Here is a 13,047-nt window from a genome sequence, read left to right on the forward strand (position 1 = left end):
TTATTGAGTTAATTAATTATTGAGTTATGGGGAAAAGACAGGCTGCTGATCATGAATCCTGCAATTCGTTTTCGACATATTTCTTAAAATTGTCCAGAATGGCCTGCCAGCCCCCTTTTTGCATTTCGATGGGATTGGTTTGCTCAGGATCAAAGGTTTCTTTGATCACGGTTCCTTCTCCTTCTGGTGTAAAAACAACCTCCACCTCTCGGCCATCATCCAATGTATATGAGAGCATTTTCCCTTCTTGAACAGCCTGATAAGTCCCCGAAAAGTCAAAGCCCATCGAACCGTCCTTTGCTTCCATTCTGGAGGTAAAAGCACCACCCTCGCGCAGGTCGTTGGCAGCATGTGGTGTATGCCAATCGTCCGATGCCTTGTTCCATCTCATAATGTGCTCTGGCCCTGTCCAATAGGCCCAAGCTTTGTCTACTGGCGCATTTACCTTTACTGTTACAGTGATTTTTTTCATGGTGTAGATTTTTTGGTTTAACCCGGATTATGCGTCAGGAATCGTAGTGAGAGCTGAAATTGCAAGAAAATCAGTTAGTTTGGAGGTATTAGCGTAGCACCGCTACGGTTATGCCGAAAACTAAAGTGAAACGGCTGATTTTGAAGCAGTTTCAGGTCGCAACAGATAGGCTAATGCATATTCCGGGTTTAAGTAAATTGTCTCTCTAACAACCTACTACCACAAATATCATACATAAAGTACTTTTAGTAGCAGTACAAAAACGGCAATTACACGGGGCAATCACGTCAAAGCACTTCCCCTCTATTCATCCACCTAAATAACAGGTAAAACCCCGCGAGCAAATCTCACAAAAGATAATTGCCCCAGGAACCAAAAATACCTTTAGAAGTCTATCCCCCACCCGAGTATACTGGCATCATTATGGATATCATAAAAAGTTAATGATTCCTTCACCGTAAATTATCGAAAATCAGAACGAATCCATGCATTTTCGCTTCTATTTTAACCTAAACAGTAAAAACATGAACAGTGTCAAGTTGCTTATCATAGGAGTCATCACCGCAGTTATCGCTGCTTGCAACCCCTCCAAGGAGCATAACACGGAGGCTATAAGGCTTAATGATATCCAAGTAATCGGCAGTCACAACAGTTATAAAATCGGCATAGAGCCCGAAGTAATGGCCCTCATTGCGAAGAAAGATTCCAGTACGGCGGTTGCCTTAGCGTATGACCATATTCCACTCAATGAGCAACTGGAGTTAGGGCTGCGCAATCTGGAACTAGACGTATTTCATGATCCTAATGGCGGCCGGTACAGTCATCCCAAGGCTTTGGAAAAGCTCGACTCAGCAGGCATCCCGCATTTACCTTTTGATGAAGCTGGCAAACTCAACAAAGCCGGACTAAAGCTCTTCCATGTCCAGGATATAGACTTCAGAAGTCACCATCTCTTATTCAAAGATGCTTTAAATGAGCTTTCTAACTGGAGCTACTCCCATCCAGACCACACTCCAGTGATCATTCTCATCAATGCCAAAGATGGTAACACACCCCAGATGACTCCTACCCTTCCCTTTACTGCCGCAGCCCTTGACAGTATAGATAAGGAAATTCGATCAGTTTTTCCAATGGAGAAATTAATCACTCCTGACCTAGTACGCGGGGAACATGCTTCCTTGGAGGAAGCCGTTCTAGCTGAAGGATGGCCGATACTGGAAGATGTAAAAGGCAGGTTTCTCTTTGTATTGGATGAGAAAGAAGAAAAAAACAACCGCTACCTCTCTGTCCACCCTAACCTGGAAGATGCTGTACTCTTTGTCAATGTCAAGGAAGGGAATCCAAATGCAGGTTTTCGCATCATCAATGACCCAATCGCCAACCACGACTACATCAAAGACCTTGTCACCAAAGGTTATATGATAAGAACCCGAGCTGACGCTGGCACGAAGGAGGCCAGAAACAACGACTACAACCGATTTGAAAAAGCCAAAAGTTCCAGTGCTCAAGTGATATCCACTGATTATTATATCCCAAGTAGTTTGTTTAAATCGGATTATAAAGTAGCATTCAAGGAAAATGGATACGAACGACTGCAACCGAATAAATAGTTCTCTCCATATGATAACTGCTACTATATTGTCATAACAATTATGCTGCAGGTTATCTCCTGCACTTTCTATATGATCCTTCGCCAAAGACGGTATAGGCAGCCCTAAAATAAAATTCCTTTTTAACAAGTTTTCACTTAAAACAGAAAAACAATTCTATCAGTTTAGGCTAATTTCGGATACATTATTTCAAGTATCTATTATTTTCCTAAATAATTAAAATATGAAAAGTTTATTTCTAGCAATTATCTTTACCGTTTTTGCCGTCTTTTTCACACACGCTAGAGAACTCACTTCACTTAGTGAATCACATAAATTTAAACAGTTCGGCTTAGTTTGGGGTCTAATGAAATACCACCATCCATTAGTCAGTAAAGGAAAATATAATTGGTCTGAAGCATTTGTGAAAAATGTAGAAAAGTTGGAACGTATAAAAACCCAGGAAGCGCTTAACTTGTTTTTACTAAACTTCATCAACTCCATTAAACCTTCCAAAATCAAAATTTCCAATGATTTTGATGGGTTGTTTACAAAAAATTATGATTACGACTGGATATCAAAATTCCCTGCAACTTCAGAACTTTATAAAAAGCTAAATGCGCTAAAGCTAAACACCAACATCAGTGATTATTATGTATCCATTGGGACGCTGTCAATAATCCCGACTTTTGAAAACGAAAAAGGGCTGGAAAAATTCGACGTCTCGATAAAAAGCCACAGGCTTTTAACACTATTCAGTTTTTGGAATGCTATACAATATTTCGATGTCAACAAATACTTAATGGATACTGACTGGGAAGATACCCTCGACACACTTATTCCCAAATTCTTAATCTGCGAATCTGAACTAAAATATGAAAGGCTTAAAGCTGAACTGGTAAGAGCTTTGGATGACTCTCATGCACTTTACTTAAATCAAAAACTACTTGATTCATTATTCAAATATAAACCCTCATTTGCGACAAATCTAGTAAACGACACCTTAGTGGTTGTTGCCACATTTGATCAAAACGCGGAAGATTACAACAAGATCAAACTGGGAGATAAAATTGTCAAAATTGAGGGAAAAAGTATAAATAGAACCATTCTGGAGAACTTAAGTCCATATATCTCTGCTTCTAATTATTCATATTTAAAAAGATTCAGTAACTGGATACTGCGTGGTCAATCGGACTCACTAAAAATAACCATAGCAAGAAACGATTCCCTCTTTTCAAAATGTCTACCACGCTATAAAGACTTGCCAAATACCAACCAAAAAGTATTATCTAGAGATGCCCCAAAAAAAAAATGGCAATTTATAGAAGACGATATAGGCTACATTAATTTAAGATCCATTTCAAAACAAGAAATAAAAACTGCTTTCTCCAGCTTCACTCAAACCAAAGGGATAATCATAGATTTAAGGAAAACCCCTAGTAATCTATTATTGAATGAACTCACCCGTTATTTGTATCCAAAGAGAAAAAAATTCATTCGTGTGCTAGGTCCAATTTCAAACAGACCCTCTTTAGCTAAGCATGTAAAATCTCCGCTGAGACTTATTTCCGATCCATTTAAGACTGGACATAAAAACCGTAACTTTTATAGAAACAAGGTTATTTTGCTGGTGAATAACAACACCATGAGTCAATCCGAATATATCGGCATGGCGATCCAAGGTTCCCCAAACTGTCTAACAGTAGGAAAAACCACTGCTGGTGCTGTCATGAATATCGCTGCCTTTACACTTCCTGATGCCACGCAGGTAAATTTCACTAGCTTGGGAGCATTTTACCCAGATGACACGAGTGCACAAAGAAAAGGTCTAAAAATAGATCACTATGTAAATGAAACCACTTCTAATTTCTTAAGAGACCAATATGTTCTGAAAGGGATAGAATTGATTAAAATGAAATAACAAAGTAAAACTTACCACCTATTCCCCTACCAAAACATAAGCACAGGTCTACATTTTGAAGACCTGTGCTTATGTTTTCCTTTTCACCAGCTTTACTTTAATTCCAACTGCTCTATTTCGCCTTGATCACTTCCTCGTTGCTTTTCATAAGCTGCCACCATTTTCTGGAGCTTTTCTGGCTTGGATGATGCGAGGTTTTTTTGTTGGCCAATATCCTCTTTTAGGTTATAGAGCTGATATTCATCGTCATTTCCCAATTCAATATTAACGGCCTTTGCTACTGCTGGTCCTTTGTAAGGAGGGATCATGATCCAGTCGCCCTGTCTCAATGCCGTGCGGCCTGAAGCTTCAATGATCAATTCGTCCCTGCCTTCATTACTGTTCCCTAAAAATGTGTCCAATAAATCCTTACTATCCGTCCCTTTCTGATCACTGTCCACCAAATCAGCCAATGAAGACATCAAATCCACTTGGCAAACCAAAGCGTCAGAAACCTTCGGCGTGACCTTACCTTTCCAGTACACCGAAAATGGCACCCGAGTCCCCGCTTCAAAAAGGCTGTATTTACCACCTCTCAGCGGCCCCGCAGGCCTGTGGCCACCTAGTTTTTCTACCGCATCATCATAATAGCCGTCGTTTAGCACAGGACCATTGTCACTTGAAAATACGATCAGCGTATTTTCCAAAATGCCCTCTTCTTCCAAGGTTTTGATAAACTCTCCAATGCACCAGTCCGCTTCGGCAATCACATCTCCTCTAGGCCCCATTCCCGTAGCCCCTTCAAATCTCGGGTTTGGTGTGCGAGGTACATGAGGCTGCTGTAAGGCATAATATAAAAAGAAAGGCTCGTTCTTATGTCCCTTCACAAATGCCTTGGCTTTTTCCAAAAAGTGGTCCGCCATATCCACATCACTCCACTTGGCCGCCTCTCCTCCTTTCATAAACCCGATGCGTGGCACACCATTTACGATGCTGTTATTATGGCCATGATGCCACTTCATGGTGAGCATCTCGGGGTTATCTTTACCTGTAGGCTCCCCTTCAAAGTTCTTCTGGTAATCCACTTCAATAGGGTCATTCGGATCGAGATTTACCACATAGCCGTCTTCGATATAGACTGTGGGTACCCTATCCTGCGTAGCTGCCAAAATATGGCTATAATCAAAACCAACTTCATTGGGGCTGGGGCTGATCTTCTGGTTCCAATCTACATTCCCACTGCCCAGACCAAGATGCCATTTTCCTACGATGCCGGTATAGTACCCTTGCTGTTTCAGCATTTTGGGTAGCGTCATTTGGGCTGTATCGATCAGTAGAGGGGCAGTTCCGGGAAGGATCTTGGCATCCTTATTTCTCCAAGGGTACGTTCCCGTCAGCAGTGCATACCGGCTCGGCGTACATGTGGCCGAAGAGGCATATCCGTTCGTAAAGCGAACTCCCTCATTGGCAAGCCTGTCCATATTTGGTGTGCTGATCTCCGTGGCTCCATAGGCACTCATATCACCATACCCGAGGTCATCCATATAAATGACGATGATATTGGGCTGGGTTTTAGCAGTAACCTGATCTTCCGTTCCCTTTTTCTGATTACAGGCCAACAATACACTGAGTAACAACAAAAAGCAGGTCAATGGGTTTAATTTGAACGTTAACATGGGTGGGCTTAAAATAGTAAATTAACAATGAACAAACGGCTAAGCCTTTTCTTGGATTTCTTCTTTCCCCAAGAAGGAGCTGCCCTACTCGAAAGATATCAAAAGCTAATTACAATCAAAACAAAAATATATTTAAAAGTTGAGACTGCTCAGCAGACATAACTTTACTTTATAGCTTTGATGGCCATCGCTCTCCTAAAAGTAAAGCGCTGATCTTACACATGACAAACAACAAGTTAACATACACTAAAAACAGTTGTTCATATATTAAATTACCATATATAGTTGTTTTTTTATATTTTAAAGTAAAATAATACAACAACCAAAACCTTCTTTACTATGAAGTATAACAGCCCAATAACCTATTGCTGCATTTTAATAATCATTGCAGCATCATGTGTGCAAGAAGGCACAGAGAATCCCCAAAGCGGAATGGTAAGTTTTTCGGAACTTCAAATTGATTTTGGCCATAACCTCCCCAACAGTAGAATCGCAGAGACATCAAGTTGGAACCATATCTTTCTAAACAGATGGGACACTTTGCAGATCACCAATAAATCAACTGGAGAAGAATATAAATTGGCCTATCTACCACGCGATTTTTCAGAAGCTTATCAAATACAGTTACCCTATGGAGAATATGAGTTCGAAGCTGAGGTTCCGGGTGATAAGTACGAAGATTATTTACCTTTTCGAATTGAGGGGGAATTTACCCTGGAAGCCACCAATATGGATATATCCATGCTGGGGAATACCGATTATGGTTTGGTTACGGTCAAAGATGATTTTGTTAAATCTGCTTATATAAAGGGCGACCAAAATTATGATCTCGAATACATTAGTGGATTTTTCTATGCTTATGTCAAAAAAAGCCAAACCATTACCATAACTATCAAGGACTTCTTTCAAAACAATCCGCTTGAAAGAGAGGTGCAAGTGCATAAACAAAATCATTACAATTTTTATCTCCAAGTCAATGAAACTGAAGATGGTGAAGTCAATTTTATTGAGTTAGCGATCGGCCCATTTGAATATAGTGAAGAATTTATTGAAGTGGAGGGAAAGACGGTAACCGATGCCGCAGGCAATCACTATCCTATCGTTAAAATTGGCGAACAATATTGGATGGCAAAAAATCTTAGAAGTGATGTTTTTTGCAATGGCGATTCTCTGCTCGTACCCGAAGACACCTACATCCAGGGATATGTTGAACAAAATGTGCCTTTAGTGCTTTTTGCTGGCTATCACCCCGCGGGAGACCGAGGGGGCTATTACACTGGTGATGTCATATTGGATGAGCGAAATATATGCCCTTGTGGCTGGCATATTTCGACAGACGAGGACTGGAAAGAAATGGAAGCATATCTTGGAATGCCCGCAGAAGAGTTAGACATTTTCAGGACTACTTTAGGTGGGCAATTTCGCGGAATTACTCAAGGAGTTGGCAGCAAAATAAAAGATACCAATTGGCCCTATTCAACTAACAACACTGACGCCAATAATCTATCAGGCTTTTCAGCTTATGGTTTTAACAATTATTGCTGTAGTGAAGAACCTCCAGGATCGACGAAAGGATACTACGTTTATATAGATGATGGAGGGGGCTTAGGTCTGTGGTGGTCTCCAAAATCCTCCGGAGAAGACGCCATGATTGGGAGAGTAGTATCAGATACCGACAGCGGCATAGGAAGGGTACAGTTCTATAGGGAAATCCCTTCCAATATTCGGTGTGTAAAAGATTAAACACAACCTAACTCATACCTCCTTTGGGTCTATCTTCCTAAGCTGGCCCAAAGGAGGCTTTTAGAAGTACATTCCTAACTATGCAGAGTACATTTCGTATCTTTTTTTATAATAGTCAGGCAGGATAAATGCTAATCATTATCTTTGGAAGATAAACGAAATTTTAACGGAACATTCCAATTTGCGAAGTCCAAATTCCCCTGTTAACCCTTCTAAAGATGAATTTAAACTTAAAGACTCCCATTGCATTTTTTGACCTAGAGGCTACTGGCATCAATATTTCTACCGACCGAATCGTGGAAGTATCCATCGTGAAGGTACATCCTGGAGGAAACGAGGAAACCAAGACCATGCAAATCAACCCGACCGTCCCGATTCCAAAGGAAGTCTCCCTGATCCATGGTATTTATGATAAAGACATCAAGGACGCCCCTACTTTTAAGGACGTGGCCAAAGAGCTCCACCAGTTTTTGGAAGGTGCTGATTTGGCCGGGTTTAATGTCCTTAAGTTTGACATTCCACTTTTGGTAGAGGAATTCTTGCGTGCCGGGATCGACTTTGACATCGAAAAGCGGAACCTGCTGGATGCCCAGAAGATCTTCCATATGATGGAAAAGCGGAACCTTACAGCTGCCTATAAATTCTACTGTGGCAAAACCCTCGAAAATGCCCATAGCGCAGAAGCCGACACCATCGCCACCTATGAAGTATTCAAAGCGCAGATAGAACGGTACAAGGATGAAGAGGCTTTTGACCTGCAAGGAAACAAGCTTGGCATTATCGAAAACGATATGAAAAAAGTCCACCAACTGATCAATGAAAAAATGGTGGATCTCGCCGGAAGGTTTATCTTCAACGATGAAGGTGTGGAATGCTTTAACTTCGGCAAACATAAAGGAAAGCCTGTCGAACAAGTGCTGAAAGAAGAGCCCAATTACTACGATTGGATGATGAAAGGGGATTTCCCTCTGGACACCAAACGTAAATTTACCCAGATCAAACTCCGGAATTTCAATAATCGGTAGGTGAGTAGTGAGATGTGAGTAGTGAGTAGTGAGACTTGAGATTTGAGACTTGTCTACCAGAATTTTACAAACTTTGAGTTGCTTACTCCATTAAGCTGTTACTGATTGCTATGCTGAGCGTGGCAAAGTGTGAAATCAGGCACTCGGCGGAGTAGAGAAGCTGCTATCACCGCAATGGGGCATTTGGAGGCTGGGTCATACGCCGGAGAACTTGGATGGTAGCCAGCGGGCTTATCTGATTATAGCATCTTTCAATTCCCAACTGACTCACTCCAGCATTCCCTTTCGGTCAAAATACCTGAGCCGATAGCATTGCATGGCGGTGTCACCCAGATGGCCAGAAAGCTGCCAGTTGGCCACTGCCCCCACCCCTGCACCGATGACGGGAATGAGCTGGGCCAGTTTGGCCAAGTCCATATAATCACGGTATTCGATCTGAAAGCTCCTCCAGTCAAAGCCATCACCTTTTACGGGCAGGTTCTCTTTATGCTTATCCCAGTCTTCGATGATGCCGATCAGCTCATTTCTTTTCTTTTGGCTACAAAAGGCCAACTGGAAAACATGGAGGATAAAGAGCCGCTCTCTAAAATCCTTGACATCGTGCCCATAGAGAGAAGCCATTTCAAACATCATCTTCATCTTGATGGTCAGAAAAGCGGGAAAATCAGCAAACCCCATCAAAATCCCTCCTGCACCAGTCACCGCACCCTCTACAGAGGCTGTACTCTTATACCATTTGATCTTACTTTTTACTTTTTCTTCCCTTTTTTCGAAGCCCACTTCTGCAGGAATGGTAGCATTGATATAGCTGGAGCCAAAAAGCACTCCTTTCACCATCTTTTCGATGGCAAAGGTAATGGCTTGATGCACTTTTTCGGGAATGATATTATTGATCCGATGCTGCACACCTTTGGCCATCCTGTTCATCAATGAAGGGTTTTTCTTCATCTTTTGAAGCCAAGCGTTCATTTCATAAAAAGCAATTTCTTCGTATAGCAACATCGTTGTTGGTTAATGGTTGAATATCTACTGCTGGCTAAAGGGAGATTATAAATTCCATTTTTTGATTATACGCTTTCTTGCCAGTAGTTTTTTTTTCTCGCGGAACGCACAGAACACCCAGAATGAAACAACGCCTTTCTGAGATTTCCGTGGTTTCTGTGAGCACCTATTTTATATCGCTGTGATTACTGCTAACCGATTGCTGATCACCTCATACACTCCCCCGCTTTCCTAATTCAACGACCCTCAGGTTTTTTGGTTGGCCGGCCTCTAGGTCAAATTTCAGGAGGGTCTTCACTTGGTGAAAACCATGATTGCCAATAGCCCCAGGATTCATATACAGACAGCCCAGTTCCTTGTCAAATTCCACTTTACAAATATGACTATGACCACAAATAAAAATGGTGGGCTTTATTTCTTTTAGGTGTTTCTTTACTCCCGTGGCGTATCTGGGAGGCTTGCCACCGATATGGATCATCATCACCCTAGCGCCTTCCAGATCAAAAATCAATTCCTCAGGATACTTTTGCTGACAGGCCAAGTCATCAATATTGCCATAGACAGCTCGGATTTTTTTCCCTTTGGGCAAGGCCTCCATGACTTTTTCATCGCCAATATCCCCTGCATGCCAGATTTCATCCACATCCTGCAGATGGGAAAGTGTCTTATCATCAATATAACTGTGGGAATCTGAAATTAACGCTATTTTCACCATATTGTTGCTGCTCAAATCTAAACTCAGACCAACTTGGATATGACCAAGCCGATAACAAAGAAATGGAATTTAACGACGCCACAAAAGATAAAGACGAATTCCCCCATCTCCATTCTTTTCTATGAAGGATTTTACTATTTTTAAGCTTTTAACAACAACCCTACTTACACTATGGCTTCAGGTTTTTTTGCAATTCTAGATGATATCGCCACACTCATGGATGATGTGGCCTCCATGACTAAAATAGCTACCCGAAAAACCGCGGGAATACTGGGGGATGATTTGGCCGTAAACGCCGAAAAAGCGGCGGGCTTTACTTCGTCCCGGGAGATTCCTGTACTCTGGGCCATTTCCAAAGGGTCCTTTGTCAATAAACTGATCATCCTTCCCATCGCATTTTTGCTAAGTTCGTTTTTGCCTTGGGCGGTCACGGTCATCCTGCTCATTGGCGGGATCTATTTGGCATTTGAAGGCGCCGAAAAAGTGTACCATTTCTTTGTGCCCCATCACCATTCCAAAAAAGAAGCCATCAAAGAAACACGGACCAAAGAGGAAATTTTGCAGGTCGAAAAAGAGCGGATAAAATCAGCCATTGTGACCGATTTTATCCTTTCTGTAGAGATCGTCATCATTGCCTTGGGAGCAGTGACGGGAGAGCCGCTTGTCAACCAGATCATCATCGTCACCTTTATCGCCATCTTGGCCACAGTAGGGGTCTATGGAATCGTAGCCTTGATCGTACGAATGGACGAAACAGGCTATAAAATCATGGCCAAAAGCAAGAAAAAATCCGGGCTTGTATTTAACATCGGCCAAGGTTTGGTCAATGCCCTGCCCATTGTCATCAAAGCTTTGGGAATCATCGGCACACTGGCCCTGTTATTGGTAGCAGGAGGAATCTTCACCCATAACATCGACTACCTCCACCACTTTGCCCCTGCTGTTCCTAGCATGCTCAAGGATTTTGTGATTGGGCTAATTGTTGGTTTTATCGCCTTGCTGATATTCAAAGGAGTGAAAAAGCTCCTTGGAAAGTAAACTTCCTTTAACGGATTTGTCAGTTTAGGAACAGTTTATGCTTCTTTATCCATAAGTCCATAAATTGATTTTGGACCGGATTTTAGCAATTATTAACCACTAAAACCTATCCTATGAAATCGATCAATCCCTATACAGGAGAACTTTTGGAAGAATATGCTGAACACACCGAAGAGCAAGTGGAATCAGCCATTCAAACAGGTCAAGAAGCATTCCTTTCTTGGCGGGAGTTGCCCATTGCCCAAAGGGCAGCACTCATGAAAAAGGCAGGCCAAGTCCTCAGGGACAATATCGATAAATACGGGAAAATCATCTCCCTAGAAATGGGCAAAGTCATCACTGAATCCAGGTCCGAAGTAGAAAAATGTGCCTGGGTATGTGAATACTACGCTGAGAAAGCCGAAGAGATGCTCGCTGACGCCCCCATATCACTGCCCGATGGAAAGGAGGCTAAAGTGGTCTATAACCCATTGGGCATAGTCTTGGCCGTGATGCCTTGGAACTTTCCTTTTTGGCAAGTGTTTCGCTTTGCCGCTCCCAACCTGACCGCAGGCAACGTAGGCCTGCTAAAACATGCCAGCAATGTCCCCAATGCGCACTGGCCATCGAAGAGGTCTTCACCAAAGCTGGATTCCCAGAGGGTGTTTTCCAAACCTTATTAATTGGCTCGGACAAAGTCGCTAACATCATTGCCCATCCTGATGTAAAAGCCGCTACCCTTACCGGAAGCGAAAAAGCAGGCCAAATCATTGCGGCGCAAGCTGGTGAGCAGATCAAAAAAACGGTGCTAGAACTGGGCGGAAGTGACCCTTTCATTGTTTTGAAAGATGCTGATGTGAAGGAGGCAGCCAAGGTTGCCGCCAAAGGACGTATGATCAACTTCGGGCAAAGCTGCATTGCCGCCAAACGTTTCATCATAGAAGAAGCCGTTTATGAGGAGTTCATTGCCCATTTTAAGTCAGCCATTGAGGCCTATTCCCCCGGGGATCCACTGGATGAAAATGCAGGATATGCCTGCATGGCCCGGCCTGACTTGGCGATGGAGCTTTATAAGCAAGTAGAAGCTTCTATTCAAAAAGGTGCAGAAGTGATTCTGCAAGGGGAAAAACCGGAAGAAGGCAAGGCGTTTCTCAAACCCTATATTCTAGGCAGCCTCCGTCCAGACATGCCCGCCTACAGCGAGGAGCTTTTTGGTCCGGTGGCTTCGGTGTTCAAAGTAAAGGATGAAGCTGAAGCGATAGCCATTGCCAACGACTCGGAATTTGGGCTGGGGTCTTCCCTATGGACAAAAGATTCAGAAAAGGCCGACCAACTGAGCAGGAAGATCGAAAGTGGCGCAGTTTTCATCAATTCCATGGTAGCCTCCAATCCCTATCTGCCCTTCGGAGGCATCAAGAAATCAGGCTATGGCAGGGAGCTGGCAGAAAACGGAATTAAGGAGTTTATGAATGTGAAGACAGTTTATATGGGGTAGGTGAATAGATTACACGGGTAGGTTCAGATATGTACTTAGGTCTCCAAACGAAATTTATTATATTTGTAATATGAATAAGCAAAAAAATGATATTGCCGGTCAAATCAAAGAATTCAAACGTAGGTTAAAGTTGCAAATGCCTCATGTTCGAAAGGAAATTTTGGTTTACGAAAAAAACACTGCCTTAGGTATACAAAAAAAACAACCTAAACCTTCTCCGCAATTTAAGTACTAAGTAATGTTATTGCCAGTACTTTTTGTAATAGGGGATGTAATGGAGCCGGAAAATCTACGTATTCTCGGGCCTTAACTCCTAGCACCATCGAGATTTTTGATTACGACAAGCATTTTTTGCGAATATATAAATCACTGATATCCTCAGAATTTCAGGACATCATGGCTCATAATATGGC

9 protein-coding genes and 1 pseudogene are annotated in these 13,047 nt (G+C 42.3%); 6 read left to right on the top strand and 4 right to left on the bottom strand.

Features of this window, described 5'->3' with window-relative positions:
• Positions 1-49: 49 nt before the first annotated feature.
• On the bottom strand, positions 50-472 hold the full coding sequence (locus DN752_RS02390; protein WP_112782498.1) for an SRPBCC family protein: 423 nt from the start codon (positions 470-472) through the stop codon (positions 50-52).
• Between the two features lie 524 nt (positions 473-996).
• Between DN752_RS02390 and DN752_RS02395 the strand changes: the two genes are divergently transcribed.
• Together DN752_RS02395 and DN752_RS02400 are read left to right on the top strand one after the other, a co-directional pair.
• A complete protein-coding gene (locus DN752_RS02395) occupies positions 997-2,082 on the top strand; it encodes a phosphatidylinositol-specific phospholipase C1-like protein (RefSeq protein WP_112782499.1) in 1,086 nt (361 codons plus the stop codon).
• Positions 2,083-2,305: 223 nt separating this feature from the next.
• A complete protein-coding gene (locus tag DN752_RS02400) occupies positions 2,306-3,982 on the top strand; it encodes a S41 family peptidase (protein WP_112782500.1) in 1,677 nt (558 codons plus the stop codon).
• Between the two features lie 92 nt (positions 3,983-4,074).
• Here DN752_RS02400 and DN752_RS02405 read toward each other — a convergent pair whose 3' ends face one another.
• Entirely contained in the window at positions 4,075-5,637 is a 1,563-nt protein-coding gene (locus DN752_RS02405) for a sulfatase family protein (RefSeq protein ID WP_112782501.1), read from the bottom strand.
• A gap of 540 nt (positions 5,638-6,177) precedes the next feature.
• Here DN752_RS02405 and DN752_RS02410 point away from each other — a divergent pair.
• Both DN752_RS02410 and DN752_RS02415 read left to right on the top strand, forming a co-directional pair.
• Positions 6,178-7,380, top strand: a complete 1,203-nt coding sequence (locus tag DN752_RS02410; protein WP_162633080.1) for a fibrobacter succinogenes major paralogous domain-containing protein — start codon at positions 6,178-6,180, stop codon at positions 7,378-7,380.
• A 218-nt stretch (positions 7,381-7,598) separates the two neighbouring features.
• Positions 7,599-8,405: a 3'-5' exonuclease gene (locus DN752_RS02415; RefSeq protein WP_112782503.1), complete on the top strand. Its 807-nt coding sequence runs from the start codon at positions 7,599-7,601 to the stop codon at positions 8,403-8,405.
• A gap of 267 nt (positions 8,406-8,672) precedes the next feature.
• Here DN752_RS02415 and DN752_RS02420 read toward each other — a convergent pair whose 3' ends face one another.
• Together DN752_RS02420 and DN752_RS02425 are read right to left on the bottom strand one after the other, a co-directional pair.
• A complete protein-coding gene (locus DN752_RS02420; RefSeq protein ID WP_112782504.1) occupies positions 8,673-9,407 on the bottom strand; it encodes an EcsC family protein in 735 nt (244 codons plus the stop codon).
• A gap of 211 nt (positions 9,408-9,618) precedes the next feature.
• Positions 9,619-10,122, bottom strand: coding sequence for a metallophosphoesterase family protein (locus tag DN752_RS02425; RefSeq protein WP_112782505.1), 504 nt, complete (start codon positions 10,120-10,122; stop codon positions 9,619-9,621).
• 171 nt (positions 10,123-10,293) lie between these two features.
• On the opposite strand from DN752_RS02425, the gene DN752_RS02430 reads away from it, so the two are divergent.
• Together DN752_RS02430 and DN752_RS02435 are read left to right on the top strand one after the other, a co-directional pair.
• Positions 10,294-11,160 (top strand): DUF808 domain-containing protein, encoded by an 867-nt coding sequence (locus DN752_RS02430; RefSeq protein ID WP_112782506.1) that lies wholly within the window; start codon positions 10,294-10,296, stop codon positions 11,158-11,160.
• 113 nt (positions 11,161-11,273) lie between these two features.
• Positions 11,274-12,634 (top strand): annotated as a pseudogene (locus tag DN752_RS02435) (NAD-dependent succinate-semialdehyde dehydrogenase).
• Positions 12,635-13,047: the final 413 nt, after the last annotated feature.

Source organism: Echinicola strongylocentroti, assembly GCF_003260975.1.
GTDB lineage: Bacteria > Bacteroidota > Bacteroidia > Cytophagales > Cyclobacteriaceae > Echinicola > Echinicola strongylocentroti.